We start from the raw sequence: 25796 nt of genomic DNA, 5'->3' as shown, positions 1-25796 counted from the left end.
TGCTCGACGCGGCGCACGCCGCTGCGTGAAGCCACACAGCGCGGGCCGATTCAATGACTGAACCGGCCCGCGGGAAGGATTACGTGAGGACGGGCAATAGGAACAGGGAAGCCCATCCGGCGAGCATGCCGCCAATGACCGGACCCACGACAGGAACCCAGGAATAGGCCCAATCAGACGTTCCCTTGCCTTTGATCGGCAGGACGAAGTGCGCGATGCGGGGCCCCAGGTCACGAGCCGGGTTGATGGCGTATCCGGTCGGCCCACCGAGCGAGGTGCCGATGACGATAACTAGCAGCGCGACGGGCAGTGCGCCGAGCGCGGCCAGTCCGCCACTCTCGCCCTGGCGCCCGCCACCGAACGCCAGAACGACGAAGACAAGCACGAATGTGCCGATGATCTCGGTTGTCAGGTTCCATCCGTAGGAGCGGATGGCCGGACCGGTCGAGAAGACGCCGAGTTTGTTGGCGGAGTTGGGCTCAGCGTCGAAGTGCTGTTTGTAGGCCAGCCAGCAAAAGACGGCTCCGATGAAGGCGCCGAGGAGCTGACCCGCGATGTAGGTGAGGACAGACAGGAAGTTCACGGGAACGCCCGAACCGAACTCCGTCGCACCCGATGTCACCAGGCCGAGGGTGACTGCCGGGTTAAGGTGTGCACCAGAGTTGTAGGCGACGATGACACCGGCGAAGACCGCGAAACCCCACCCGATGGTGACCATGAGGAATCCGCCGCCGAGGCCCTTGTTCTTGGCCAGCGCGACGTTGGCGACCACACCGGTTCCGAGGAGGACGAGTATCCCCGTGCCCAGCACTTCCGATAAGAATACGACTCCAATATTGTCCACGTTGACCTTTCTTGGTGAGGCTGAAGATGCCGGAGCGACCCAGAGCGGTGAGCGATCGGCGTTACCATAGCGCGGCGATTAACGCAGCGGAATGGGCCGGTGGACGCGTAATTCACCGCCCCTTACCGGCAGCGAGGGCAGCGCGTAGGTTGAGCCTAAAGTGCATAGCGCTCCACAACAGCCCGTCGACGGGCCGTCCAACCACCTCGATCGAAGGAAGAGACATGAAGAAACTCGTCAATGATCCCAAGAACGTCGTCGCTGAGGCCGTGGCCGGGTTCGGCGCGGCCCACGCCGATATCGTCCGGATTTCGACGGAACCGACCTACATCGTGCGCACGGAAACTCCCGTTGCCGGGAAAGTGGGTCTGGTCAGCGGAGGAGGAAGCGGACACGAGCCACTTCACGGTGGGTTCGTCGGGTTCGGGATGCTGGACGCAGCCGTACCCGGGGCCGTTTTCACCTCACCGACACCCGACCCGATCCTCGCCGCGACGAAGGCGGTCGATGGGGGAGCGGGGGTGCTCCACATCGTCAAGAACTACACCGGGGACGTCTTGAATTTCGAGACCGCCGCCGACCTCGCCGCCGCGGACGGAATCGAGGTCCGCTCGGTGATCGTCAACGACGACGTCGCCGTGAAGGACTCGCTGTACACGGCCGGGCGACGTGGCGTGGCCGGAACGGTCCTGGTCGAGAAGATCGCTGGAGCGTCGGCTGAGCGCGGAGACGCCCTGGAGACCGTCGCCGCGATCGCAGAGAGGGTCATCTCCGGTGTGCGTTCGATGGGTGTGGCGCTGACGCCGTGCGTTGTTCCCCACGCCGGGGAAGGCAGCTTCACGCTCGCCGACGATGAGATCGAGATCGGGATCGGCATCCACGGCGAGCCGGGGCGCGCGCGGATCAAGCTGGAGCCGGCCGACGCCATCGTCGACCGGCTCCTCGGCCCTATCCTTGAGGACATCCCGTTCGTAGCCGGGGACGAGGTGCTGCTCTTCGTCAACGGAATGGGCGGCACACCGCAAATCGAGCTGTACATCGTGTTTCGACGGGCCGCCGAGGTGTTGGCCGAACAGGGGATCGAAGTATCCAGAACACTCGTCGGGAACTTTACGACGTCTCTCGAGATGCAGGGAACATCCATCACCGTGCTGAAACTCGATGACGAACTGACTGCCCTGTGGGATGCGCCGGTCCAGACGGCAGCGCTACGGTGGGGACGATAGGCCGGTAGAAGGAGATCCAATGAAGCTAGACGGCACGTGGGCGAAAGCCTGGATCAGGACCAGCGCGGCGGTAATGAATGAGCACCGTGTGGAATTGATTGATCTGGACCGTGAAATCGGCGATGGTGATCATGGCGAAAACATGGACCGCGGTTTCCAGGCGGTGCTGTTGAAACTCGATGACCTTTCGTCCGAGGCGAACCCCGGGGACGTCTTCAAACTCGTCGCAACCACGTTGATCTCAACCGTGGGCGGTGCGGCGGGTCCACTGTATGGAACAGCGTTCCTTAAGGCGGCCGTGGCCATCACCGGCTCGGCTGATCTTGACGGGGCCGCTCTAGTCGCATTCCTGGCGGCCGCGCGAGACGGCATCGTCCTGCGCGGCAAGGCGGAACCCGGAGACAAGACCATGGTCGATGCCTGGACTCCGGCGGTCGACGCCGCCGAAGCAGCCCGTGCCGACGGTGCGAACGACCTGGCGATTTTGATGGCGGCGGCAGCTGCCGCCGAGGCAGGGGCAGAGGCGACGGAACCCTGGGTTGCGCGCAAGGGACGGGCTAGCTACCTCGGCGAACGGGCCATCGGTCACCGCGACCCGGGAGCGCAGTCTTCGGCCCTGCTGTTGCGAGCAGCTGCCGACACCGCAGCGACCGCCTGAAATGACCGCCACAGAGGGGCTTGTCGGCCTCGTTTTCATCTCCCACAGCTCGAAGATCGCCGACGGTCTCCTCGATCTGGCAACCCAGATGGCACCCCAAACGAGGATGGTCCCGGCCGGTGGGACAGACGACGGGGGTATCGGCACGAGCTTCACGAAGGTGGTCAGCGGCATTGCACAGGCTGACGCCGGCGCCGGCGTCGTGCTCCTCTGCGACCTGGGCTCCGCGATCCTGACGGCCGAAACCGCGTTGGATTTCCTCGGAGACGCGGCGCGTGCCCGAGTACGAATCGTGGATGCGCCTCTGGTCGAGGGGGGTGTGGCTGCGGCCGTCGCCGCCGAGATTGGGGGAGACATCGAGTCTGTCGTGCGGGCCGCGCAATCCGCAGCCGGGGCCGTCTCCGCAGCTGGGGCGGAACCAGCGCTGCCGCCGGTGGTCACGCGAACCGTTACCCTGGTGAACAAGGATGGTCTGCATGCCCGACCGGCTGCTGACTTCGTGAAGCTCGCCAATACGTTCGAGGCACGAGTCACCGTGAACGGCAGGGATGCATCCAGTCTGCTCGCCGTGATGTCACTCGGACTCATCCGCGGCATGACCGCGAAGATCTCCTCCTCGGATGAGGCCGGAGCGGCAGCCGTAGCCGCTCTGGGAGACCTTCTGGAATCGGGCTTCGGAGAAGAATAGACGCAAAGCACACGCATCTGGTCGATTTTGAAACTCGGCGTAGTCTGAGCACATGGACAAAGACAGGGAACTGCCGGTGAGCAGTCCTACTCGCCACTCCGACCGAGTGGATCCGCGATTCGCGGATACGGACGTGCCGACCGATCTGAAGGAATGCCCGGTCTGTGAGCAGACCATGCGTGCACATTTGATCGAGCGCGGCGCCCATGACACTATCCTTACGTGCCCCGTGCCGCATCCGGGCGCGTGGGACCGGGACGCGTTCCTGCCCGTGAACGAATTCGGGATGGTCCTGCGCCCGCGCGAACCGGAGAACACCGACAAGGAAATCGACCGCCCAGAATGAGTCCGGCGGCGGCGGTTCGGCTAACCGTCGCCAAATGTCTGCACAAGGGTCCTAATCCACCGCTGGACACATTCCGGCACGATGCGGGACGCTTCGGAAGTGATCCTATGCCTCACCTGATCAGGCGAAAGCATCGTCTAAGTGGGAACTGGACTTATCTGAAAGGGTCCTAATGGTTCCCGTTGCTGAGCCTGGGGGGGTCTGCGCTGTGGTGATTTGAGGTTGATGTAGTCGGCGTGGGGTGCTCCAGCGGCGGCGGCGGCGTGCTGACTGACAGGGGAGTCGTGGCGCCAGTTACGGAACGACGGCTTATGGAAATCGCGGCGGGCCAGAACCAGTAGGTTGTAGCTATGCGTATCAGGGGGTTTCGAGGGGCGAGTGCGGTTCTGGCGGCGGGTTGTTTGGCGGTGGCGATGATCGGCTGTTCTGGGTCGGTACCGGAAGCTGGTGGACCAATTTCTGCGCCGACGATGACCGTAACCATAACTCCAACCCCGACGCCGATCCCTGAAACCGATACATGCGACAACGCTTTCACCGCTGACCTGAATTCGAAAATGGCGACGGACGGACTCACTTTCCGTGCTGACGGCCCCCGCGAAGAACTGGACTCATTGGTCGGAGCTGACGGTCTGCGATGTGAGTGGACGAAACCGCAGACGGACCTGACCGTTCGGTACGCGAACTGGACCCGGGATATGCCGGCTTGGGATGTTCTGAGAGCTCAGCTTCTGGCTGATGGGTATATCGAGACCGGCCCGCGGTCGGTTAGCCGGCCGATACCGGAGTTCGACTCCGCGTACCGCTACCGCGACGGCGTCATCCACTACGCGAGCCCAGCCCGTTTCATCGGGTGGATAACTGCACTGCAGTAGGCGCTCGCGGATGGTGCCCACGAGCAGAACGAACGTGTTGCGCATGGCGGGTTTCGGCCAAAGCGGGAACTGGACTTATCCGAAAGGGTCCTAATCCTTCACGGAACTGAGCCTGGGCGAGGGCCGGAGCTGTGATGATTTGAGGTTGATGTAGTCGGCGTGTGGTGCTCCGGCGGCGGCGGCGTGCTGGTGGATTATCTCGCTGCGATATCCCAGGGAAATGGCCAAGGCGGTGGGATTGAGCTCTCTGGCGAGGTCTCGCAGGGCGGTGTTTCTGACGCCGTTGAGGTCGATTCCCCAGCTGCGAAGTCGGTTCAGCATGTTTTCTGGATGGGTGTGTTGGCCAGGCAGGTTGCCGGGAAAGAGCCAAGGGCTGTCGGTGTTGACAGTTTGCTGGTTGGGGCGGTTGTGGACGTAGTCCCAGAAGGTTGCCGCGACTTGTGCGGGCAGTAGGGCTGGCACCGATCCCAGACGCAGGTATAGGCCATCGGGTCGCGCTTCGAGGGCGCTGGTTTTCAGGGCTGCGATCTTTCCGACCGGGTGTGCGTAAAGCAGCAGGATAAGTGCGGCGACGCGGTCTGCGGCGGGCATTTCTCCGGTGGTGAGGCAGGCGCGGATGTGGTCGATTCTGGCTGCCTGCGTCAGGATCGGGGTCGATTGTGCTTCACGACGGGGGACCCGGACTTTCGCGATCTCGTGTGATGTGACGAGCGAGGCGATGAAGGTGTTGATGGCATGGCGAGTGGATGGTCCGGAGGCGAGGTAGTCGTCGAGGTGCGATTGACGGATATCGGTGTAGGTGGTGTCGTGCTCGGATAGGAGCCAGGCGAGGAATCGTCCTGACTCGGTGATTTCCTGCTTCGCTGACCGGACGGCGAAGTTCATGTTCGTGCCGGGCAACGACTTCGCCCGGAGTCGTTTCAAGTGATGCCACCGGCCGAAGCGTTCGATCGGTCCTTGGATCTCGCGATGGTCAGCAAGAGACACGATTCTCTTCTCGAGCCAGCGTTCGAACGCCGCCAGTTGGCGGTCCCGGGGCGGCAGCATGCCGTGATGGGTGAGTGTTTCGCGAAGGTGTTCGACGGCGTTGGATGCGGGTAGGGCGTCGAAGGCCTCGTGGCTGATGGCCAGTTCCCTGGTGCCCAGTCGGGTGAGGAGGGCACTGGCGCCGATGCCGCGTTTCCAGGTATAGATGCTCTCGGGGCGCTCGGCATTGGCGAAGACAGCGACGAGGCGTTTGAGCCGGAGGTCCGGGGGAGTGTTGGGTTGGAGGGTTGCGGTGAGGTCGGCGCGGAGGACGCAGCGGATGCAGTTGCCGTTGCGAAATCGTTCGGCTTCATCGCCGCAGTTGTCGCATTGCAGGAGTGTGGTGATGCCGGCGCAGTCACGGCAGGTGTTCGATCCGTCCGCGTCTTTGCCAGGGAGCAGGCGTGTGTCGCCGCAGGTAGCGCAAGGGCCGCGGGTGTGTGTGGCTGTGGTGAAGCAGATCCCGCAGATGGCGCCGTCTGGCCAGTGCACTCGAATCTTCGCGACCAGACCGCCGCAGCGGTCGCAGTGCAGGGTGCCTGGGGTTCGGGGGCGTCCGCGGGTGCGGTGCTCAGTCGTCATCGTCGAGGATGCGGGCGCGGACGGGTTTGTATGCGTCGGCGAAGTTGACGATGTTCTCGCCGGAGGCGATTGTTCGTTCTTGGCGTTGGCTCTTGGCGTTCGCTGCGGTGAAGGTGACGAGCTCGTTCGCCTCAACGTTGAAGATGTCGCAGAGAGCGGTCAGGACTTTGAAGGAGATCCGCTCGGGATCCTGGGCGACGAGTCGATAGATCTGCGACTCCGAGAGGGTGATTCCGCGTTCTCGGAGCGGGGCGACGAGTTCTCGGCTGTTCTTCATGCCGTGGCGCGCCATGAGCTCGCGTGCGCGCCAGCGGTACTCGATTTCTCGTTTCATGATTTTTCCTCCCACGGGGTGCTGTTGGTGGTCGCGTTGATCGTGCGCTCGAGGACGCGGTTCAACGCCCGGGTTTGGTAGTCGCTGGAGACTGCCGTGTAAATGGATGTGGTCGACGAATGGAGGTGGCCAACTTGTTGTTGGACGAACGTGTGCTCGAAGCCATAGAACTCGAACAGGTGGGTGACGTAGGACCGGCGAAGGGAATGCATGTCCAGGCCGGCCGGGAAGCCCAGCTCGTTGACGTAGGCGCGGAAGCGTCGCCGTAGATTCGACTTCGGCACGACGAGGCCCTGGCTGGTGGGGAACAGGTCGGTCGGTTGAGCGGCAAGGTGAGGCAGTCCGGTGCGGATCCACCGGTGAACGGCCTCAGGCGACCACTCGAACACGGTGAGAACGGAGCGGCGCTTGGGCGCATACCCTTTCTGGGCCTTCCCGTAACGGACGTGGAGGACACCGAAGTCGCCGAACTGGGGCGAGTGCGGGTTGCGGGAGAAATCGACCAGCTGCAGGTGGGTCACCTCGTTGGCGCGAAGTCCCCAGGCGTAGGCGGTCTTGAACGCGATGGCATCGCGGTAGGCGGCGATGGCGCCCTTGCGTCCCGAGTTGATGACACGCTCGACCTCGACGTCGGCGAGATCGAAGAAGTCCTGCAGCTCACGACGCGAAAACGGTCGTTTCGTTGCCCGCTGTTCATTCTGTTGCGTGTGGGTGGCCCGGTTGAAGTCGGTGATGATCTGAGTGACGGGCCGGCCAAAGGAACGTCCGCAGACTTCGCTCCAGTCGTAGGCCGGATCGGTGAGGAAGTCGCAAAACAGTTTGAGGTTGGTTTGATACGCCCGGACGGTGGCCTGGGACAGGTTTGATACCGAGCGCGTGTAAGCGAAGTAGTCCTCGACGTCCGCGAACGTCCATTCCCACGGGAAGTGCCCGGTGAAGTCCGCGAACCGACGGATCGTTTGTTCGCGGCCAGAAATGGTCTCGTGCCGGAAATTGCGGGAGAGCTGTTGGCGGCGCCAGCTGTCAACCATCTCGGTGAAAACTGCATCCGGGCTGGTCGCCTCGGGGCGCAGAGGCAGATGGGTTACTCGGCCCAATGCAACGCTCATAAGCCCCCTCAACCTGTCTGCAAATTATGCTCTTTAAAGGCAAAACATGCAAAGCACGCGACGTTAAACCGCGGAAATACGGGGATCCCGAGAGGATATGTGCCGCGAAATTCCCCACGTTGAATCAGAGCGCTCAGACCTTGACCAGTGCAGATATAGCGCCCCACATCTCAGAGAAACAGCAGAAGTCCCTGACGCGACCAGCGCTCCGGCGGATAAATACCAGGGGAGTCCTATTCTGCAATTCCTGCAATAGGTCCATTACGCGCTGACATAATGTGCATTATCGGTCAACCAGTGAAGAGGTCTGGACGTGTTGGCCGGACTCGACTACTTTGTGCGGCACGGCACGTTCCCAGAATCCAAGAGGCAGCTGAAATGCCCACTACCGTTACGGCCTTCGATCTGTCGTTGGATTAGAGAGCGCTCAGCACGTCAGAAATCACCGGTGTGCGCCTGGCCATCGCTGGCACCGGCCTGCTGGCCCTGGTCGTCGGCGTCCTAATCCTGTCCTGGCCGGACGCCACCGTCGGCTCCCTCAAGATCCTGTTCGGCCTGTACTTTTTGATCAGCGGCATCGTTCACGTAGGCCGAGGATTATTCACACAGGGTGCGTCCGGCGGTAGCCGGGTTGTGAACATCCTGCTCGGCGTGCTGCTGATCGTGGGCGGTATCGTGGCAATCAGAAACCCTTTGGACACCCTGGCAGTGCTCGGGATGCTTATCGGGAGCTCCTGGATCGTGGAAGGTGTGGCCGGATTGGTCGAGACGGCCCCGGACTCCAGCAGGTGGTTCGGTGCGGTCTTCGGCGCCATCGCCGTCGTGACCGGCGTCGTGGTGCTCTTCTCCCCCGTCGAGTCGGTCACCATTCTGGTCACGATCGGCGGAGTGTTCCTCGTTCTGTCCGGGATCATCCAACTGGCGCAGGCCTCCATGTTCGGTCAAGGTTGGTCGGCGACACCCGATACGGCGTAGCCGCTCGGCGCGGCCGCACGGCATTCGCCAGGCCGCACTGCACGTGCTGCCCGCGACGTCAGTTTCGACTGGCGGCTTCGCCGACGTAGTCCGCGATGTCCCCGACGTACCTGGTGTTGTTCTCCGGCACGGCCTCGACGGCCGCCAACGCAACCTCGGCGCCGAATTCGCTGACGTTGTACAACCGGCCGGCGGCATCCTTACGCGCGGTCATGGTGCCCGGGCTGGCTCGCTCGAGCAGGACGGCGGTGACCGTGCCCTCAATGATGTCGCCGGAGACAACGACGAAACCGATGCCGGCCTCGGCGAACTCGGGGATGAGGGCGCGCAGTGCGTCCTCGCCGGCGCGCTTGCTCCGGGCGACCGGCTCGTATTCGGCCATGGTGGTCGTGGTCTCGACGAAGTGGGCCTGGTGGCTGGTGACGAACACCACGCGGGCACCCGGAGCGAGCAAGGGCCGTGCCGCGTGCAGCAGGTTGACCTGGGCGTCCCGGTTCAGCTGCATGGCGTAATCCTCGGCCATGCCGCTTTCCATGCCACCGGAGGCGTTCATGACGAGGATGTCGAGGCCGCCGAACTCCGCACGGATGGTTTCGAACATGGACTCGACGGATGCAGCATCCGTCAGATCTGCACCGACCGTGATTGCCGTGCCACCTGCGGCGCGGATCGCATCGGCGACCTTGATCGCCCGTGCCTCCTTGTTACGGAAGTTGATCGCGACGCTGGCGCCCGCCTCGGCGAGGAGGCCGACGGTGGCCGCTCCGACACCACGGGACGACCCCGTGACCAGGGCGCGTTTGCCGATGAGAGAGCCGGCGTCGAGGGGATTTTTGGGTGCAGTAGTCACAACGCCCAACCCTACCAACATGAGCGGCGGGACTCAGCCTCGGCCAGTCTCGACTCCGGCCAACGAGCAGGTGATAGCTTCGATAGGGAAACGTCACGTGAGAGGCTCCAAAATTGATGGCTGACCTGACCGACTACTTGTGGATCGTGTGGCTCGTCTTCATCCTCGTCTGCGTGATCATCGAGCTGCTGTCGCTCGAGTTCACCTTTCTGATGATTGCTGTCGGAAGCCTGGCCGGCCTGGGGGCGAACCTGCTGGGAGCCGTGTGGTGGCTCCAGATCGTCACGGCCGCCGTGGTATCCGTGCTCCTCATCCTGCTCATACGCCCGGTTCTCCTGCGGCTGATGAGGAAGGGTGCCGATCACACACCGAGCAATGTCGCCGCACTGCTCGGCATGACCGCACAAGTACTGTCCACCGTTCGCCCCTCGGGTGGAATGGTCAAACTGGCCAACGGCGAAACCTGGACAGCCCGCCTCTCCCCCGACACCGACACGCAATCCGCCGAACCCGGTGAGATTGTTCGCGTGACCGCGATCGAAGGCTCCACCGCCGTCGTTCATCCCTCGGAAAGGAACATCACATAGTGCTCTCCACCGGTGAATTCATTGGGCAAATCTTCATTGCCGCCCTCCTCTTGGTACTCGGGGTGTTCGTCGTCGTCGTTCTAGTCCGGGCCATCAAGATCATCCCGCAGGCCAACGCCGGCGTCGTCGAGCGTCTGGGCAAGTATCACAAGACGCTCGAGCCGGGCCTGAACATCCTGGTTCCCTTCATCGACCGGGTGCGACCCTTGTTGGACATGCGCGAACAGGTCGTTTCCTTCCCCCCGCAGCCGGTGATCACGGAGGACAATCTCGTGGTGTCCATTGACACCGTGGTCTATTTTCAGGTCACGGATGCACGTGCCGCCACCTACGAAATCGCGAATTACCTGGGCGCGGTCGAGCAGCTCACGACGACGACCCTGCGCAATGTGGTCGGTGGCCTCAACCTTGAAGAGGCGCTGACCAGCCGCGACAATATCAACGGGCAACTACGGATCGTGCTGGACGAGGCGACCGGCAAGTGGGGTATCCGAGTCGGACGGGTGGAGCTGAAGGCGATCGACCCGCCCCTGTCCATCCAGGATTCGATGGAGAAGCAGATGCGCGCCGAGCGTGACCGCCGCGCGGTCATCCTGACCGCCGAGGGCACGAAGCAGTCGGCGATTCTGACGGCCGAGGGAGCTCGGCAGGCCGCCATCCTGTCGGCGGAGGGTGACGCGAAGGCAGCCGTTCTGCGCGCCCAGGGTGAGGCGGAGGCCATCACCACGGTATTCAGGGCGATCCACGACGGTGACCCGGATCCGAAGCTCCTGGCCTATCAGTACCTTCTGACCCTCCCCAAGCTCGCGGAGGGCAGTGCGAACAAGTTGTGGATCGTGCCCAGCGAACTCACCGCCGCGATGAACGGCATCGGGGCGGCGTTCGGCCATGCCGTCGGCGGCTCGGCCGCCCCCGCGCAGACCGCGCAGACCGGGCAGGCCGGGCCGGTCGGCCGGTCCCCCGCCGTCCCGGAGGCGTAGGCGGCGATGTACCTCGAGGGGGTCGGGCCGCGCGTTTTCGCCCATCGCGGCCTCTCCCTTGATGCACCGGAGAACACCCTGCTGGCGTTCCGGCACGCGCTCGCGGTCGGCGCGACCCACATCGAGACGGATGTCCACGCCACGGACGACGGAATCGCCGTGCTCAGCCACGACGCTGAACACGATGTGGCCGGAACCCGCATCCGCCTCGATCAGCTCACCATGGGCGAGCTGCGCCGGGTCGGACTCGGTCAGGGGCAATCCTTCGCGTCCCTTCGCGAGGGACTTGACGTCTTCCCGGAGGCCCGGTTCAACATCGACGTCAAATCATTGGCCGCCGTCGAGGCCACGGCCGCGGCGGTCCGGGACGCCGGCGCCATCGACCGGGTGCTGATCACCTCTTTCTCCGAGAACCGCCGTCGCCGCACGGCTGCGCTGCTCCCCGGGGTGGCCACATCGGCATCCGCGTCGGTCTTGATGCGCGCCGTTTTGGCCGCCGAACTGGGCCTTGCCGCTCCGGTTCGGCACTCCCTGAGGAACTTTGCCGCCGTGCAGGTGCCGGAGTCGGTTCGTTTCCTTCGCATCCTCACTCCCCGCTTCATTCGCGGCATGCACGCGGCCGAGGTGGAGGTGCATGTCTGGACCATCAACGATGCGGAGTCCATGATCCGGCTCCTGGACCTCGGTGTCGACGGGATCGTCACCGACCGGTGCGACCTGGCCGTGGCGATCATCGCGGCGCGAGCCTGAGAGTTCGCTCCGAGAAGTCACATAACGGAAAGATAACGTCCAGCTTGATGGTTTATACCTAGAAGTTGTATCGCGAGAGGAGACCATACGATGGCGGATCGCAGTTTGCGTGGCATGAGGTTAGGCGCACAAAGCCTTCAGAGCGAAGAGGGCGTAACCTTTTCACCACGAGTTAGTCACACGTATCTGTGTGCGACGTGCGCACGGGAGACGGTCATGATCTTCTCGGCAGAGGCGGAAGCTCCTGACGAATGGGAATGTCGCTTCTGTTCACAGACAGCAACCCGGTTGGTTGACTCCAAACCGGTGATAGTGGACCATTCCGACGAGAAAGTACCGCGTACGCATTGGGACATGCTCCTGGAGCGACGCACCCGCGCCGAGCTCGAGGAACTCCTTGAGGAACGGCTGACGTTCCTGCGGGAGCGTCGCGGCCAGCAGAAGATCGGCGCCTGATCGGTCCTTTTTCGTGCCGCCTGAACTGATCAGGATCACATGCTACGCGCCCGATTCCGTCGGGCGCGCAGCGCGTTACGAGAGCACAATACAAACCCGGCAAGGCCGAGGCCGCACACCAGCCACTCGATTACCCGTCCCGCAGCCATCGCCGGGGTGACCGTGTCGCTCAGGGGAACTGACTGCACCATCGCTCCGGGCAGCCAGGTCGGCAGACTGTCGAGCGTGGCACCATCCGGCGTGATGATGGCGCTGGTGCCCACGGTGGAGATATTCACGACCGTGCGCCCGGCTTCGATGGCTCGGAGTCGCGCGATGGCCAACTGCTGCACGCTCTCGTCGGTGCGGCCGAAGTCGGCGTTGTTCGTCTGGGCAAGGATGATCTCGGCTTTGTCGTCGACCATTTCCTGAACGAGCTGGTCGTCGGCGATATCGAAGCAGATGGCGAGTCCCGCCACGATCCCGTTGATGTCGAAAACGTTGTCCCGGGTGCCGATGGAGTAGTCGCGCGCGACCAGGTCGATCAGCTCGGGAGCAAATGGCCGCCAGAACGCACGGTCCGGCATGTACTCCGCGAAGGGCACCGGATGCACCTTGTCGTAGATGTCGACGGCGCCCTCCCCCTCCTGCCACAGCAGAGAACTGTTGTAGATCTTGTTGTTCCGCTGCGTTATCGCTCCCGCGATGATCGGGACGCCCATCCGGCGGCTGAGGAAGTCCAGGTTCTTGGCGGCATCCGCTGAACGAAGGGGGTCGATGTCGCTGGCGTTCTCCGGCCACACGACGAAGTCGACCTCCTCGTCAATGACGGCCAAGGTCGCCGAAGTGTGATCCGCCAGGATCTGCCCCGGTGAGTAGCGCGCGAACAGACCGGCATCCGAAGCACCCTGGATGGCAGCCAGACGCACCTCCCCCGTCTGTACCGTCGGCCAGGCCGGTACGACCAATACGACCGCGATCGCCCCTGCGGCGATGCCTGAGCGCACGGTGAGTCGCACCGGGGTTTCGCGGAGCAACTGCAGAGCCAGGGCGCAAAGCCAGACCAGGACGAAGCTGAGCCCCGACATGCCGACCCAGGCCACCAGTGAATTGAACGGGCTCTCGGACTGGGAGATGGCCACCCTGCCCCAAGCGAATCCGCCATACGGCCATACCGAGGCGAGTGCTTCCCGCGCCGTCCACAGCCCAGCCACGACCACCGGCACCACGCCGAGGCGGCCCAGGCTGGTCGGCCACACCCGCGGCCCCGTTTCGAGCACGACACCGATCAGCGCCAGGCTGATGCAGAAGAATATGGTTTGCAAGCCGGCCAGTGCCAGCCAGGGCACAGGTCCGAGATAGAGCGTCAGCCAGCTGATGTGGATCAACCAGAACGCTGATCCGGCCACCAACCCGATGAGCAGGCCGGACCAGAAACCACGCCCCAGTAGGGCGAAGAGCATCAGGAAGACTCCGACCAGGGCCAGAATCCACCACGACCGATCGGGAAACCCGGCGTCCAGGATCGCGCCGGCCGCCGCGGCGAGCAGAATAGCGGCCGGCAACGGGAGGGCCAATGGCCGAAGGGTCCCCGAGATCACGTCATCAGCCTAGGCGACTGACGAGTAGGCCACGATCCCACGGCGGATCGCATCCATGGCCTTGCGAGCGGTGCGGCCGACGGGGTCGTCGGCCACGACCGAGAGCTGATCCAGAAGGTCGATGGTCTGCTTCGTCCAGCGCACGAAGTCGCCCGCCGCCATCTCGGCCTCATCCAGGACGTCGATGAGCGAACCGGCTCGCGCCCACTTCCATATCGCCAGGCTGAGTCCCACCGCGAGGGGGTTGCTGCCGGGAAGCTTGTGATCGCGTTCGAGATCATCGAGGCGGCTCCACAACTCCTGGGTCTCGTGCAGGGCCTCGCGGAAGGCGCCCTTGGGCAGGTAGCGTTCGTCGATCAAACCCTCTTCGCGGCGGGGTTCGAAAACGAGAGCGCAGGCCATGGCGGCGAGACCCGCTGGGTCGAGGTCGTTCCACAAACCCCGGCGCAGCGATTCCGCTACCAGGAGGTCACGGTCCGCGTAGATGCGCCGCAGGATCAGGCCGCTCGGGCTGAGCGTGACCGTGCCGTCGGGGTTCTCGAGGAGATAGCCGTAGCCCACGAGAACATCGGTCACCCGGTCGAAGACGCGTGCGACGGCGCCGGTGCGTGTCGTAATCTGCTGGGTGAGGGTATCCGTGTCTCGCCTCAGCGTCCACCAGCGCTGTGCCCACCGTGCGTGCTGCTCGCGCTCAGGGCAGCTATGGCACGGATGCTCGCGCATGCGCTTACGCAGGCTGCCGAGTTCGCGCTGGCGGCGCTCGCGCGCCGCACGGGCGCCGGTCTCCCCCGCCGCATTTTGGCGCTCGACGTCGGTGAGATTGCGACGGATGGCGGAGTATTCGGTGAAGTCGCCCAGGTGGCAGACCATGGATTGTGCGAACCCGGTCAGTGACTCTTCCTGTTGGCGCACTCTGCGTGCCAGGTCGACGACCGCCCGATCGGCCTGGAACTGGGCAAACGAGGACTCGAGGACCTCACGCGTGCGTTCCCGACCGAACTGGTCGATCAGGTTGACGGCCATGTTGTAGGTCGGCTTAAAGCTGGAATTGAGCGGGTAGGTGCGTCGAGACGCGAGTGACGCCACCGTCTGAGGGTCGAGTCCGGAAGCCCACTGGATCACCGAGTGGCCCTCGATGTCAATGCCGCGCCGCCCGGCCCGACCGGTCAGCTGGGTGTACTCCCCCGGGGTGACCGGCACTCTCGCCTCGCCGTTGAACTTCTCGAGCTTGTCGAGCACCACCGTACGGGCCGGCATGTTGATGCCGAGCGCCAGGGTTTCCGTGGCGAAGACGGCCTTTAGGAGCTTCTTCTGAAACAGCTCCTCGACGACCTCCTTGAACGCCGGAAGCAGCCCGGCGTGGTGGGCGGCGACACCCCGCTCGAGGCCGTCGAGCCACTCGAAGTAGCCGAGCACGCCGAGGTCTTCGTCGAGCAGCGTACGGCAGCGCTCGTCGACGATCTGCCGGATCTCCTCGCGCTCCTGAGCGTCGGTCAAGCGCACGCCGGCCCGCAGTACCTGGCGGACCGCCTGGTCGCAGCCGACTCGGCTGAAGATGAAGAAGATCGCCGGGAGCAGGTGTTTGCCCTCGAGCAGCCGCACGATGTCGGAGCGGTCCATCCGCCCCGGTTCGAAACCGCCACGCGGCTGGGTCCCCCGGCCGCGGTCGCGGTCGCCGCCCCGGCGTCCGTTCGCCGAGCGGACGCCGGGTGCGCGCCCGCCCGACTGGGCCAGCCGCACCAGCTCCGGGTTCACCCGGTGGGTCCCGGCCAGGCCGGCTGCGTCAAAGAGGTCGATCATTTTGCTCTTGACCAGCACATGTTGTTCGAGCGGAACCGGCCGCTCTTCGGAGACGATGACATCCGTTTCGCCGCGGACGGCCTGCAGCCAGTCGCCGAATTCTTCGGCGTTTGAGACCGTGGCGCTGAGCGAGACCAGACGTACGTCCTGGGGCAGATGGATGATGACCTCTTCCCAGACGGCACCGCGGAACCGGTCGGCCAGGAAGTGGACTTCGTCCAACACGACGAAGGCAAGGTTTGTGAGGAGGTCCGAATCGGCGTAGAGCATGTTGCGCAGCACTTCGGTCGTCATGACCACGATGCGGGCCTGCGGGTTCACGTTCGTGTCGCCGGTGAGCAGGCCCACGGCATCCGCCCCGTATTCTGCGACGAGTTCCTGAAACTTTTGATTGCTCAGCGCCTTCATCGGGGCGGTGTAGAAGACCTTCTTCCGTGAGCTCTGCATTGCCAGATAGATCGCGAACTCGGCGATCAGGGTTTTGCCGGCACCCGTGGGCGCGGCCACAAGCACGCTGTTACCGTCCTCGAGAGACGCGCAAGCGGCCAGCTGGAAGGGATCCAGTCCGAAGCGGAGCCCGGTGCGGAATGACTCCAGGCGGGGCCGGCCGGCGCGGGCTCGGGAGGCGGCATAGCGTTCCGCGGGCGATTCAAGGTTGGTCATCGGATGCGCTCAGAGCGCCAACTCCTGTTCGAGGGAACGGGCGCGGCGGGCGGCACGTCGATCGTGGAGGAACGCGATTCCATAGGCGGCGAAGTAAAGCAGGACCATAGGGATGGCAAGAAGGAACATCGAGATCACGTCGGCAGCGGGGGTGGCGATCGCGGTAAACAGCGTGATCAACAGCACTGCGATCCGCCAGGATTTGATGATCGACTGAGCACTGATCACTCCGGCCAGGTTGAGCAGAACGATGAAGACGGGGAGCACGAATGCCACACCGATCGCGATCATGAGCTTCAACACGAAATCGAGGTAACTTTGCGCGACGATGAGAGCGGCGTCTTCCTTGGGTGCGAAACTCGTCATCAGTCCGACGATGTTCGGCAGAACGAACCATCCCGCAGCGCAGCCCGCCAGGAACAGCGGAATGGCGGTGAAGAGGAAGCCGAAGGTGTACTGCTTTTCGATGCGGGTGAGGCCGGGAACCAGGAACGCGAAGATCTGGAAGAGCCAGACCGGGCTGGACACGACGAGCCCCACGTAGAAGGCGATCTTCAACTTCAGGTCAAAGGCACTAGTGATGTCTGGGTAGTTCAGCTGAGCCGTGCGGTCCTGCGCCTCGATGATGGCGTAGATCGGCTCGCGCAGGGCGTCCCACACGAAATCGGACAGGAACCAGCCGACGATCGCACCAACCAGTATTCCTGCCGCAGCGAGGAAGAGACGCTTGCGCAGCTCTAGCAGATGTTGGCCCAGCGACATTTTTCCATCAGTGGCCGTGCGCCGAGGGATTCGCCCCGCCACGGGACTTACGATTTCGTCGTCGGGTCGGCTGTGCCGGCGGCCTTCGAAGAGTCGTCAGCGCTGCCGGTGGTTTCGGCGTCTTCTTTATCGCTCTTGATCTCGTTCTTGAAAATCTTCATGGACTGCCCGAGGCTGCGGGCGAGGCCGGGAAGCTTGGGCGCACCGAACAGAAGCAGAACGATGACGAGGATGATCAGGAAGTGCCATCCGGTCAGGTTGTTAAGCATCAGTATCTGTCCTCTGGGTCAATGGGCGAGTTATAAACAGTTTACCTCTGGCGATCGAGGAATCCCGCCGCCGCTGTCGACGTTGCGCCCGGTCACGCTGAACCAGTTCGAGAGCGCGGTAGAGGTCGGCGGGCTTTGTGAAGACGGCCGGTTGGAACCGGTCCGACGGCGGCATCTCCTGCCCCCGGGTGACGTCAGCGACAAGATCGCCGAGTTCTTGAAGGGCCTCCAGTGTGGCCATGACCTTCTTGAACAGGGCGAATCCGAACCAGGCCAGCATCGCGAGCAGGCCGAGCACCAGGCCGATCCAGATCAGTGCCCACGACCACCACGGCATCATCTACTCCCCCGCGTCTGTCGGTTCGGACTCGTCGTAGCGGGCCACGCCGGCGGCCGCCCACTCGCGCACGACCGCGCGCGCCTCGGCCGGGTCAACCACTTCCAGGACTCCGGCGAGGCCGGTGACGAGGCGTTTGAGGCCGTGATAGTGAGCCACTTTGAGTGTCCTCCGCACGCGGTCCCCGTGTGCGCCGGGGGCGCCGTATGGTGCGTAGTCTGCGAGCAGCGGAACGGCAGACGTCGGGAGTTCAACCGTCACATCCTGGTCGGACGCGGAGCCCTCGAAGAGGGTCTCGGTCGGCACAGCATCGGCGGACCGGGGGTTGGTCGGCACGTCGGTCACGTGCAGATCGCTCATTCGGTCGAGGCGAAAGGTGCGGGCCGCTTCGCGGAGGTGGCACCAGCCGCGCAGGTACCAGTCCCGGTCCACAGACTGGATGCGCCACGGGTCAACCCGGCGCAGTTCATTCTCGCCGCGGGCATTCAGGTAGTCGAACTCGATCTGTACTCCGCCGCGGACCGCGGCTTGCACGACCGCAATACTGCTGCGGGCATCCGTGCCGGAGACGGCAACTTGGCTGGGAGCCGCTGAGGCGCTGCGGGTGAGTTTCGCCATCAGCGACGCGATCGCGTCGACGTCGGCATTCTCCGGTAGCGACGACAGGTATTGAAGGCCGGCGATCAGCGCGGCGGCTTCTCGGGCGGAGAAGCGCGGCGAGTCGTCGATGGCCACGAGGTGGGTGAGCACGATGAGGTCGTTCGTTTCGAACTCGTCCCAATGGATATCGAACAGGTCGCCGTGCAGGTACTGGCGGGTTTCCCCGGGGATGCCGGAAACCGCGATGAGATTGACCGCGTCGCGCACCCGGTCAGGCGACACCCCGAAGTGCGCGGCGACGTCGGTCACGCTGATGCGGTCATGGTCCATCAGGAAGGGAACCAGCGCCAGGAGGAAGGTCAGCTTGTCGGATGCTCCGAGTGCCGGACCGCCGTTCATTCGTCGGCCGCCGTCGTGGTATCCGGGTGCACATTCAGATCGAAATCGGTGTGGGCATCCCGCACGGTGATCAGGCGGGACCGGACCGCCGTGCGCAGGGCCGCGGGCGAGTGCACCAGAACCTCCGGGCCGTAGCCGGCGAGCTCGTCGGCGAACACGTTGAGATCGGTGAAGTTCAGGTGGAGAGCGGATGCGTCCGCGTTCGTTCGAATCTCTCCCGGGGCGACTCGTTTCGACAGTCTCACCGCGGCATCGCTGCCCGGCCGGGCGGCGATCACGGCAATGTTGGCGGTCCACAGCGCCTCGAGCTCGCTGAGCGCTTCCTGCCCCTGACCGTCACCGTGCGCCACGAACGAGGCTCCGGGGACCGTCACCACCGGGCCCACGATCCGGGAGAGCAGGTACGTGCGGGTTGCCGCAGCATCCTGGTCGGTGCCGAACAGGTGCCATCGTCCGTCGTGCAACACCATGGCGCGGGGCTCGACCTGACGGCGGCGCGCCGCCGCCTCGCCGGGCTTCAGATAGAGGAATGCCACAACCTGACCGCGATCCATTGCCTTGCTGAGCGGTTCGAAGGACGCCTCCCGCACGCGCAGGGACGGCGAGTAACCGAGCACGGGATCGCTCGAGTCGATGCCCAGCGCATGCAGTTTAGTCATCGCACGCCTGGACTCCGCAGACAGGGAGCCCTCCCGCCAGACCGTCGCGGCAAGCTTCAGCAGCATGAGCTCGTCCGGACTGAAAGTCACGTCCACCGGAAGCTCGTAGAGTCCCTTGGGGATGCGGTAGCGCAAATGGTGGTTGCTCCCGGGATCGTCCGGCGGCTCAACCACCTCGAGCGGAATGCCCAGTTCGCGGATGTCGTCTTTGTCTCGTTCGAACTGCCGCTCCAGGCTCGCGTTGTCTCCGCCGGGGAGATAGCGCTGGCGGTACCCCTGCACGGTGGACAGAATATCGGCCTTGGTCAACCCGACTTCCGTTGCGATAAGCGCAAGTACCAGGCTGAACAGGCGTTCTTCTACCGAAACACGGCTGTTCTTTTCAATGGTGGACGGCACGCTGCGAGTCTATCCGCCGCTTGCAGGCCGAGACTTAGTTCACGCCGAGGATATCGACGACGAACACGAGCGTTGAGCCTGCGGGGATCTTCTGCGAGGCCTCATCACCATAAGCCTGATCGGCCGGGATGACGGCGATGACCTGCGAACCGACAGTCTGCCCGATGATGGCCTGGGCGAACCCGGGGATCAGCCCGCCCTCGGTCTTCGAACCGTCCACGATCAGGAACTCGGCCGGTTTCCCGGTCTGCCAGCTGGAATCGAAGACCGTGTTCTCGTTCCAGAGCACGCCCGTGTAGTGCAGGGTCGCAGTGTCGCCTTCCGCGACCTGCTCGCCATCGCCCTTCTTGAGGACGCCGATCTGCAGCTCGGTCGGCGGCTCACTCGACGGAATGGTGAGGCCGGGGGTTCCATCAGTCGCAAGGACAACGGACGGAAGCCCGCTCGCGACCGACTGGTTGGCGCCGTTGGCCCGGAGCAGGTTGGCTCGCACGACGTCGATCACGAAGACCAGCGAGTCGTCGGCGCCGATGCCACTGTTGGGGTCTCCGCCGGCCGGACCGAGCCCGTCGTCCGGGGAGACGATGAGAGCCAGCCGGGATCCGACCTGGGCGCACTCCAGGCCCATCGCCAGGCCCGGGAGCGACTGTTCGTCGTCCAGGACGATGCTGGCCTGGTTAACCCCGTCGTACTCGCCCGCGCTGATCAACGCACCCGTCGTACCGTTGTAGAGGCTGAGGTCGAGCTTGACCAGCTGATCCGGGACGAGACCGGCACCCGTGCCGGCGATGATCTCACTGGCCTGGGTGGAGTCCGTCTTCAACGGGGTCGGGAAGTCCACCGTCGGCGCGGAGCCGAATTCGCCCGACACCGACACGAGCTTCGACGCTGCCCCCTTCGTGACCGGCGCCTGGCAGTCTGCGGCGTCGACGGGGGTGCTGCAGCCGGTGAGGACCGCGACCAGCAGGCCAGCGGAAGCGATGAGTGCAGGAGCTCTACGCACGGGATCTCATTTCAGTGTGGGGCAGGTGATTGTGCGGGACAGGGGCAAATTCGGGGCCGGATGACAGGCCGAAACAATCCTAACGGGCGTTGGGTGCGAGGTCGTCGGGTTCGCCCGCGTCGAGCCCGCGAGCCTTCGAGATGGCCGCGCCTGTCTCGGCCATCCGCACGCGCTTGCGCATGACCTTCGAGCTGACACTGCGTTCGCCGAGGGCGCCCGGCGTCCAGGCCTCCACATCGGCATCGGAGAAGTCGGTCTTCGACGGACGGCGCTTCAATTCGGGAAGAATCGTGTCCGGGGCGAGACGGCGGGCCGTGATCAGGAAACCCGTGTGCCCGATCATCCGGTGATCGGGCCGCACGGCGAGACCCTCGACGTGCCACCCGCGAACCATGGTCTCGTTCGAGTCCGGGTTCGTGTAGAAAGCGGTCGCACGAATGGCCTCGGCCACCCGCGAGAGTTGGGTCACCGTGGCCACGTAGCAGAGCAGCACTCCGCCTGGCTTGAGCGCGTCCGAAACAGAGCCCAGGCACTCCCAGGGCGCGAGCATGTCGAGCACGACCCGGTCCACGCTCTGGGCCGGCATCGTGTCGGGGAGGGTATCGGCGAGGTCGCCGAGCGTGATGCTCCAGTTGGCGGGATCAGACCCGAGAAAGGTCGCGATATTGTCACGGGCGACATCCGCGAACTCGCTGCGGCGTTCGAATGAGGCCAGCCTCCCGGCGGGGCCGATGGCGCGCAGCAGCCAGAGCGACAGGGCGCCGGAACCGACGCCGGCCTCCACCACAGTCGCCCCCGGGAAGATATCGGCCTGCGCGATGATCTGGGCGGCGTCCTTGGGATAGATGATGGCAGCGCCTCGCGGCATCGACATCACGAAGTCGTTCAGCAACGGCCGCAAGGCGAGGTGCTCCACGCCGACGTTGTTCGTGACGACCGAGCCGTCCGGGACACCGATGACGTCATCGTGCGCCAGGATTCCCCGGTGGGTGTGGAAGACCTTGCCTGGTTCCAGGGTGATCGTGTTCAGTTTGTTCTTGGGTCCGGTCAGCTGTACCCGGTCGCCGATCCGGAAGGGTCCACTGTTTTGGATGACCTGATTGTCGCTCATGCGTGCGTTACGTCCTTGCTCTCGGGTCAGTGTGGGTCGGTCGGGGCCGGCTTGCGGCCGAGGGATCCGCGACGGGCGGTGTACAGCGAGGTGAAACCGTGCAGAGTGCGACCGGCGAGGGTCGGCCAGAGCTCGTAGTGCGCACTCTCGGGCAGGGAGACCATGTGCGGGACGCCGACGACGACGGCCCCGGATGCCACGGCGGCCGCGATGCCCGGAATGGAGTCCTCGACCGCGATGCAGTGCTCGGGGTCGACGCCGAGCAGCCCGGCAGCCGTCAGGTACGCCTCTGGATGCGGCTTGCTGTTCGTGACCATATCGCCGGCGATAATGGTGTCGAAGGCGGTGAATCCGACAAGTTCGGCGATCTGTCGTGCCATCCGCTGCTGTGACATGGTGACCAGCGCCATGGGGACGCCGGCGGTCTTGAGCTCGGCGAGCAGCTCGAGCGCGCCGGGCCGCCACGGGGCACCGCAGGTTCTCAGGAGTTCCTGGACACGGCTGGTGAGCCGGTGCACGATGGCGTCGCCGGCCAGATCGACGCCCCGATCCTGCAGGATGACCGCGGAACCCTCGAGGCCGGAGCCGACCAGCAGCATGGCGTCGCTGTGGGACCAGACGCCGCCGAAGGACTCGACCAGTTCCGTCTCGGCCCGCATCCAGTACGGCTCGGAGTCCACGATGGTGCCGTCCATGTCCCAGAGCACGGCCGCAGGCAGGGGGGAATTGATTCGGATCGCGTTCACGGAGTTCAAGTGTAGGGGGCACCGCCTATCCTTGATGGATGGTGCGCCGTGCGGGGCACCCCGTCGAAAGAGGTTTCGGACAGTGACAGAGGCTAATGGGTTCCTCAACGGTCGCCTCCTGGTGGTGGCGTTCGAGGGTTGGAACGACGCCGGCGAGGCGGCGACCGGCGCCGTGGGCACCCTGAAGGATCTGCTGGATGTCTCCCCGTTCGCGGAGATCGACCCAGAGATCTACTTCGACTATCAGTTCAACCGGCCCACCATTTCGGCCGGCGGCGAAGACGGCCGGCGCAAACTGGAGTGGCCGGGTGCGGTGCTCTACGGACCGACGACCCCCGCCGAGGCCGGGGCTCCCCTGGCCGACGACGCCCAGCTGCGCGTCAGCGGCACGAACGCCGGAAACATCTATCTGCTTCTTGGAACGGAACCGTCCCGCAGCTGGAAGGGATTCGCCGCAGAGATTCTCGACGCCGCCCTCGCCGCGGATGTCGGCGGCATCGTCTTCCTCGGGGCGATGCTGGCCGACGTTCCTCACACCCGGCCTATCTCCATCTTCGTCTCCAGCGACAACCCGCAGGTACGGGCCGAACTTCAGGTTGAGCGCAGCACCTACGAAGGCCCCGTCGGCATCCTGAGCGTGCTCGCGATCGCCGCGGAGGAGGTCGGCATTCCGACCCTGTCGATCTGGGCGTCCGTCCCCCACTACGTGCACAATGCGCCGTCGCCGAAGGCGATGCTGGCACTGATCGACAAGCTTGAGGAGATCATCGATGTCGTCATCCCGCGCGGCGACCTGGTGAGCGAGGCCGATGAATGGCAAAGCGGCATCGACACGCTGGCGGCCGAGGACGACGAGATGGCGGCCTATATCGGGCAGCTCGAACAGGCTCGCGACACGGTCGATTCCCCGGAGGCCAGCGGCGAAGCGATCGCCCAGGAATTCGAGAAATACCTGCGCAAGCGCGGCGATGGCCGGGACGGCCCCGGCGAGGGGCGCCCGCCGACCGACTCGCCCCGCCAGCCCTAAAGAGCCACGCCGAGCAGCGCGTCGACCGCGCGGGCCAGCAGTGCCGGATCGTCGACTCTGTCGGAGTCGGCTGCGGCGGCATCCACGACCGCCAGCGCGCTCGGGGTGTCGAGGTCGGCGGCGAGGGCGGCCCGCAGCCGTTCGATGACCGCGTGCGTGTCGAGGGTTCCGGCCGTGCCCGCTGTCCCGAAGGCCGCGGTCCAGGTCGCGAGGCGGGCCACCGCCGCCCGAAGGTGCGCGTTCGTCCACTCCCAATCGGCGCGGTAGTGCTGGTCGAGCAGGGCCAGGCGGATTGCTCGCGGGTCGGTTCCCGCGGTGCGCAGTTTGGACACGAGCACCAGATTTCCGAGCGACTTGCTCATCTTCTCGCCCTGATAGGCCACCATGCCGGTGTGGCTGTAGACGCCGGCCAGCGGATGCCCGGATAGGGCTGCCGCGTGCCCCGCACTCATGTCGTGGTGCGGGAAGATCAGATCGCTGCCGCCGCCCTGCACCGTGAAGTCCGCGCCGAGTTCCTTCAGTGCGATGACCGAACACTCAATGTGCCAGCCCGGACGGCCGGCGCCGACGCGCGACGCCCAGGACGGTTCCCCGGGGCGGGCCGAGCGCCAGAGCAGCGGGTCGAGGACGTCCCGCTTGCCGGGACGGGCCGGGTCTCCCCCGCGTTCGGAGAACAGGGTGAGCATGGCCTCGGAGTCGAGATTGCTCTCGTCGCCGAGCGTCCACGAGGTCGCGCGCTGCGCGGCCTCAATGTCGAAGTAGATGTCGGAACCGGCGGCCTCCGTCGGCTCGGGCGCGCCTGCGGCGGCCGCGTCCACGGGGACCGGGTACGCGAGGCCGGCATCCCAGAGCTGGGCCACGGCATCCGCAATCTCGTCGATGACCTCGGTGACGGCGACATAGTCGTTCGGCGGGATGATCCCCAGTGCCTCCATGTCGGTGCGGAAGAGGTTCACCTGCGACTCGGCGAGAACCTCCCAGTCGACGCCGGTGGCGGCCGCTCGCTCGAGGAGCGGGTCGTCGACATCCGTCACGTTCTGGGCGTAGTGCACCCGATAGCCGCCGTCCAGCCAGACCCGCTGCAGAGTGTCGAAGGCCAGGTAGGTGGCCGCATGGCCGAGGTGCGTGGCGTCGTAGGGGGTGATCCCACACACGTACAGCCGGGCGACGTCAGTGGGTTTGGCCTCGATCAGGGCCGCGGTGGCGGTATCGTGCAGCCAGGGTGCGCCGGACTGACCGGGGAGTTGCGGAATTTCGGGTCGTCGCCAGGCACGCATCTTCTCAGCCTAACTAGGCGGAGATGGTGTTCGTCACCAGCAGGCCGATCAGCACGAGGCCGAGCACGATGCGGTAGATCACGAACGGCAGGAAGCTACGTCTGGAGATGTAGCTCATGAAGAACTTGATCACGAACAGGGCGACGACGAAGCCGATGACCGTGGCCGCCAGGGTGTCCCACGGGCCGAAAATCTCCGGGGTGCAGTTTGTCGCACCCTCCAGGCACGGCTTGACGATCGATTTGTACACCTGGAACAGCCCGCTGCCGAGAACGGCCGGGATGGCGAGCAGGAAAGCGTAGCGGGCGGCGGCGGCGCGCTCGTACCCCATGAACAGGCCGGCGGTGATCGTGCCTCCCGAGCGGGATACGCCGGGGATCAACGCGAGGGCTTGGGCGAAGCCATAGACGATGCCATGGGGCACGGTGAGGTCGCCCAGCCGGCGGCGCTTGGCCCCGACGTAGTCGGCGATGCCGAGCAGGAGGCCGAAGCCGATCAGCACGCTGGCGGTAATCCACAGGTTGCGGAGCGAGGACTCGATCTGGTCCTGGAAGAGCAGGCCGAGCGCCACGATGGGCAGCGATCCGAGGATGATCAGCCAGCCCATCCGCGCGTCCGGGTCGGCGCGCGGAACCTTGCCGACGAGAGACTTGGACCACTGCCCGATGATGCGCACGATATCGCGCCAGAAGTAGATCACCACGGCAGCCTCGGTACCGATCTGGATGATCGCGGTGAAGCGGGCTCCCGGGTCACCTCCGGTTCCTAGGAATTCCCCGACGATACGGATGTGGGCGCTGGAGGAGACCGGGAGGAATTCGGTAAGTCCCTGCACGAGTCCCAGGATGAGTGCGTCGATGAAGTTCACGAAATGCCCT

The 25796-nt window shown here is 64.8% G+C and carries 27 protein-coding genes; 10 read left to right on the top strand and 17 right to left on the bottom strand.

Features of this window, described 5'->3' with window-relative positions; all coding sequences use genetic code 11:
* Window positions 1-79: 79 nt before the first annotated feature.
* Entirely contained in the window at window positions 80-844 is a 765-nt protein-coding gene (locus E3O54_RS11845; RefSeq protein WP_104102049.1) for an MIP/aquaporin family protein, read from the bottom strand.
* Window positions 845-1068: 224 nt separating this feature from the next.
* Here E3O54_RS11845 and dhaK point away from each other — a divergent pair, with 224 nt between their 5' ends.
* The 4 genes from dhaK to E3O54_RS11825 are packed head-to-tail and all read left to right on the top strand — an operon-like array spanning window position 1069 to window position 3762.
* On the top strand, window positions 1069-2070 hold the full coding sequence (dhaK, locus tag E3O54_RS11840) for a dihydroxyacetone kinase subunit DhaK (RefSeq protein WP_134401659.1): 1002 nt from the start codon (window positions 1069-1071) through the stop codon (window positions 2068-2070).
* A 19-nt stretch (window positions 2071-2089) separates the two neighbouring features.
* Window positions 2090-2728, top strand: coding sequence for a dihydroxyacetone kinase subunit DhaL (gene dhaL / locus E3O54_RS11835; protein WP_104102053.1), 639 nt, complete (start codon window positions 2090-2092; stop codon window positions 2726-2728).
* A gap of 1 nt (window position 2729) precedes the next feature.
* Window positions 2730-3416, top strand: coding sequence for a dihydroxyacetone kinase phosphoryl donor subunit DhaM (gene dhaM / locus E3O54_RS11830; RefSeq protein ID WP_134342891.1), 687 nt, complete (start codon window positions 2730-2732; stop codon window positions 3414-3416).
* A 52-nt stretch (window positions 3417-3468) separates the two neighbouring features.
* Complete coding sequence (locus E3O54_RS11825; protein ID WP_134401658.1) at window positions 3469-3762, top strand: hypothetical protein; 294 nt, start codon at window positions 3469-3471, stop codon at window positions 3760-3762.
* A gap of 965 nt (window positions 3763-4727) precedes the next feature.
* Here E3O54_RS11825 and E3O54_RS11820 read toward each other — a convergent pair.
* The 3 genes from E3O54_RS11820 to E3O54_RS11810 all read right to left on the bottom strand — a co-directional run bounded on the left by E3O54_RS11820 (window position 4728) and on the right by E3O54_RS11810 (window position 7676).
* Window positions 4728-6155 (bottom strand): site-specific recombinase, encoded by a 1428-nt coding sequence (locus tag E3O54_RS11820; protein ID WP_241976887.1) that lies wholly within the window; start codon window positions 6153-6155, stop codon window positions 4728-4730.
* A gap of 79 nt (window positions 6156-6234) precedes the next feature.
* Window positions 6235-6579 carry a helix-turn-helix transcriptional regulator gene (locus E3O54_RS11815; protein WP_134401657.1) on the bottom strand — a complete coding sequence of 115 codons (345 nt, stop codon included), beginning with the start codon at window positions 6577-6579 and terminating at the stop codon, window positions 6235-6237.
* Complete coding sequence (locus E3O54_RS11810; RefSeq protein ID WP_241976886.1) at window positions 6576-7676, bottom strand: site-specific integrase; 1101 nt, start codon at window positions 7674-7676, stop codon at window positions 6576-6578. The genes E3O54_RS11815 and E3O54_RS11810 overlap by 4 nt, the downstream gene beginning before the upstream one ends.
* A 462-nt stretch (window positions 7677-8138) precedes the next feature.
* Between E3O54_RS11810 and E3O54_RS11805 the strand changes: the two genes are divergently transcribed.
* Window positions 8139-8663, top strand: a complete 525-nt coding sequence (locus E3O54_RS11805; RefSeq protein ID WP_166805249.1) for an HdeD family acid-resistance protein — start codon at window positions 8139-8141, stop codon at window positions 8661-8663.
* Between the two features lie 58 nt (window positions 8664-8721).
* Here the strand turns inward: E3O54_RS11805 and E3O54_RS11800 are convergent, their stop codons facing one another.
* Window positions 8722-9513 (bottom strand): SDR family oxidoreductase, encoded by a 792-nt coding sequence (locus E3O54_RS11800; protein ID WP_233191461.1) that lies wholly within the window; start codon window positions 9511-9513, stop codon window positions 8722-8724.
* 116 nt (window positions 9514-9629) lie between these two features.
* On the opposite strand from E3O54_RS11800, the gene E3O54_RS11795 reads away from it, so the two are divergent.
* The 4 genes from E3O54_RS11795 (at window position 9630) to E3O54_RS11780 (ending at window position 12286) form a co-directional block, all read left to right on the top strand.
* Window positions 9630-10100: an NfeD family protein gene (locus E3O54_RS11795; protein WP_174720217.1), complete on the top strand. Its 471-nt coding sequence runs from the start codon at window positions 9630-9632 to the stop codon at window positions 10098-10100.
* Entirely contained in the window at window positions 10100-11080 is a 981-nt protein-coding gene (locus tag E3O54_RS11790; protein ID WP_134401654.1) for an SPFH domain-containing protein, read from the top strand. Before E3O54_RS11795 ends, E3O54_RS11790 begins: the two co-directional genes overlap by 1 nt.
* 6 nt (window positions 11081-11086) lie before the next feature.
* Window positions 11087-11830: a glycerophosphodiester phosphodiesterase family protein gene (locus E3O54_RS11785; RefSeq protein WP_134401653.1), complete on the top strand. Its 744-nt coding sequence runs from the start codon at window positions 11087-11089 to the stop codon at window positions 11828-11830.
* A gap of 90 nt (window positions 11831-11920) precedes the next feature.
* A complete protein-coding gene (locus tag E3O54_RS11780; protein WP_104102069.1) occupies window positions 11921-12286 on the top strand; it encodes an RNA polymerase-binding protein RbpA in 366 nt (121 codons plus the stop codon).
* Between the two features lie 35 nt (window positions 12287-12321).
* Here the strand turns inward: E3O54_RS11780 and lnt are convergent, their stop codons facing one another.
* From lnt to E3O54_RS11730, 10 genes are all read right to left on the bottom strand, one after another.
* Window positions 12322-13866, bottom strand: a complete 1545-nt coding sequence (gene lnt / locus E3O54_RS11775) for an apolipoprotein N-acyltransferase (RefSeq protein ID WP_134401652.1) — start codon at window positions 13864-13866, stop codon at window positions 12322-12324.
* 9 nt (window positions 13867-13875) lie between these two features.
* On the bottom strand, window positions 13876-16329 hold the full coding sequence (locus E3O54_RS11770; RefSeq protein ID WP_134401651.1) for an RNA helicase: 2454 nt from the start codon (window positions 16327-16329) through the stop codon (window positions 13876-13878).
* A gap of 9 nt (window positions 16330-16338) precedes the next feature.
* Window positions 16339-17091, bottom strand: a complete 753-nt coding sequence (gene tatC, locus E3O54_RS11765) for a twin-arginine translocase subunit TatC (protein WP_104102077.1) — start codon at window positions 17089-17091, stop codon at window positions 16339-16341.
* Window positions 17092-17138: 47 nt separating this feature from the next.
* A complete protein-coding gene (tatA, locus tag E3O54_RS16980) occupies window positions 17139-17360 on the bottom strand; it encodes a twin-arginine translocase TatA/TatE family subunit (RefSeq protein WP_104102079.1) in 222 nt (73 codons plus the stop codon).
* A complete protein-coding gene (locus tag E3O54_RS11755) occupies window positions 17353-17700 on the bottom strand; it encodes a hypothetical protein (RefSeq protein ID WP_134570228.1) in 348 nt (115 codons plus the stop codon). The genes tatA and E3O54_RS11755 overlap by 8 nt, the downstream gene beginning before the upstream one ends.
* Entirely contained in the window at window positions 17701-18696 is a 996-nt protein-coding gene (locus tag E3O54_RS11750) for a YafY family protein (RefSeq protein ID WP_134401649.1), read from the bottom strand. It lies immediately after the preceding gene.
* Window positions 18693-19754 (bottom strand): YafY family protein, encoded by a 1062-nt coding sequence (locus E3O54_RS11745; protein WP_241976885.1) that lies wholly within the window; start codon window positions 19752-19754, stop codon window positions 18693-18695. The genes E3O54_RS11750 and E3O54_RS11745 overlap by 4 nt, the downstream gene beginning before the upstream one ends.
* 34 nt (window positions 19755-19788) lie before the next feature.
* Window positions 19789-20757 (bottom strand): FKBP-type peptidyl-prolyl cis-trans isomerase, encoded by a 969-nt coding sequence (locus tag E3O54_RS11740; RefSeq protein ID WP_104102087.1) that lies wholly within the window; start codon window positions 20755-20757, stop codon window positions 19789-19791.
* A gap of 79 nt (window positions 20758-20836) precedes the next feature.
* Window positions 20837-21868, bottom strand: coding sequence for a tRNA (adenine-N1)-methyltransferase (locus tag E3O54_RS11735; RefSeq protein WP_134401648.1), 1032 nt, complete (start codon window positions 21866-21868; stop codon window positions 20837-20839).
* Between the two features lie 26 nt (window positions 21869-21894).
* Window positions 21895-22599 (bottom strand): HAD family hydrolase, encoded by a 705-nt coding sequence (locus tag E3O54_RS11730; protein WP_370247858.1) that lies wholly within the window; start codon window positions 22597-22599, stop codon window positions 21895-21897.
* A 97-nt stretch (window positions 22600-22696) separates the two neighbouring features.
* Here E3O54_RS11730 and E3O54_RS11725 point away from each other — a divergent pair, with 97 nt between their 5' ends.
* Window positions 22697-23641 carry a proteasome assembly chaperone family protein gene (locus E3O54_RS11725; RefSeq protein ID WP_241976884.1) on the top strand — a complete coding sequence of 315 codons (945 nt, stop codon included), beginning with the start codon at window positions 22697-22699 and terminating at the stop codon, window positions 23639-23641.
* Here the strand turns inward: E3O54_RS11725 and mshC are convergent.
* A complete protein-coding gene (gene mshC / locus E3O54_RS11720) occupies window positions 23638-24918 on the bottom strand; it encodes a cysteine--1-D-myo-inosityl 2-amino-2-deoxy-alpha-D-glucopyranoside ligase (RefSeq protein ID WP_134401646.1) in 1281 nt (426 codons plus the stop codon). The two genes, E3O54_RS11725 and mshC, sit on opposite strands and share 4 nt — an antisense overlap.
* A gap of 13 nt (window positions 24919-24931) precedes the next feature.
* Entirely contained in the window at window positions 24932-25786 is an 855-nt protein-coding gene (locus tag E3O54_RS11715; RefSeq protein WP_134373750.1) for an undecaprenyl-diphosphate phosphatase, read from the bottom strand.
* Between the last annotated feature and the right edge of the window lie 10 nt (window positions 25787-25796).

This window comes from Cryobacterium sp. TMT2-4 (genome assembly GCF_004402575.1).
GTDB classification, from domain to species: domain Bacteria; phylum Actinomycetota; class Actinomycetes; order Actinomycetales; family Microbacteriaceae; genus Cryobacterium; species Cryobacterium sandaracinum.
Note: the sequence above shows the minus strand (reverse complement) of the source record. Positions and strands in the feature narration are given on the sequence as shown.

Bases quoted from the DNA above. Each gene is read 5' to 3' on its own strand.
- E3O54_RS11825 (WP_134401658.1), top strand. From the start codon at position 3,469: ATGGACAAAGACAGGGAACTGCCGGTGAGCAGTCCTACTCGCCACTCC.
- E3O54_RS11785 (WP_134401653.1), top strand. From the start codon at position 11,087: ATGTACCTCGAGGGGGTCGGGCCGCGCGTTTTCGCCCATCGCGGCCTC.
- mshC (WP_134401646.1), bottom strand. From the start codon at position 24,918: ATGCGTGCCTGGCGACGACCCGAAATTCCGCAACTCCCCGGTCAGTCC.
- E3O54_RS11755 (WP_134570228.1), bottom strand. From the start codon at position 17,700: ATGATGCCGTGGTGGTCGTGGGCACTGATCTGGATCGGCCTGGTGCTC.
- dhaM (WP_134342891.1), top strand. From the start codon at position 2,730: ATGACCGCCACAGAGGGGCTTGTCGGCCTCGTTTTCATCTCCCACAGC.
- dhaK (WP_134401659.1), top strand. From the start codon at position 1,069: ATGAAGAAACTCGTCAATGATCCCAAGAACGTCGTCGCTGAGGCCGTG.
- tatC (WP_104102077.1), bottom strand. From the start codon at position 17,091: ATGTCGCTGGGCCAACATCTGCTAGAGCTGCGCAAGCGTCTCTTCCTC.
- dhaL (WP_104102053.1), top strand. From the start codon at position 2,090: ATGAAGCTAGACGGCACGTGGGCGAAAGCCTGGATCAGGACCAGCGCG.
- E3O54_RS11735 (WP_134401648.1), bottom strand. From the start codon at position 21,868: ATGAGCGACAATCAGGTCATCCAAAACAGTGGACCCTTCCGGATCGGC.
- E3O54_RS11770 (WP_134401651.1), bottom strand. From the start codon at position 16,329: ATGACCAACCTTGAATCGCCCGCGGAACGCTATGCCGCCTCCCGAGCC.
- E3O54_RS11780 (WP_104102069.1), top strand. From the start codon at position 11,921: ATGGCGGATCGCAGTTTGCGTGGCATGAGGTTAGGCGCACAAAGCCTT.
- E3O54_RS11750 (WP_134401649.1), bottom strand. From the start codon at position 18,696: ATGAACGGCGGTCCGGCACTCGGAGCATCCGACAAGCTGACCTTCCTC.
- E3O54_RS11815 (WP_134401657.1), bottom strand. From the start codon at position 6,579: ATGAAACGAGAAATCGAGTACCGCTGGCGCGCACGCGAGCTCATGGCG.
- E3O54_RS11795 (WP_174720217.1), top strand. From the start codon at position 9,630: ATGGCTGACCTGACCGACTACTTGTGGATCGTGTGGCTCGTCTTCATC.
- tatA (WP_104102079.1), bottom strand. From the start codon at position 17,360: ATGCTTAACAACCTGACCGGATGGCACTTCCTGATCATCCTCGTCATC.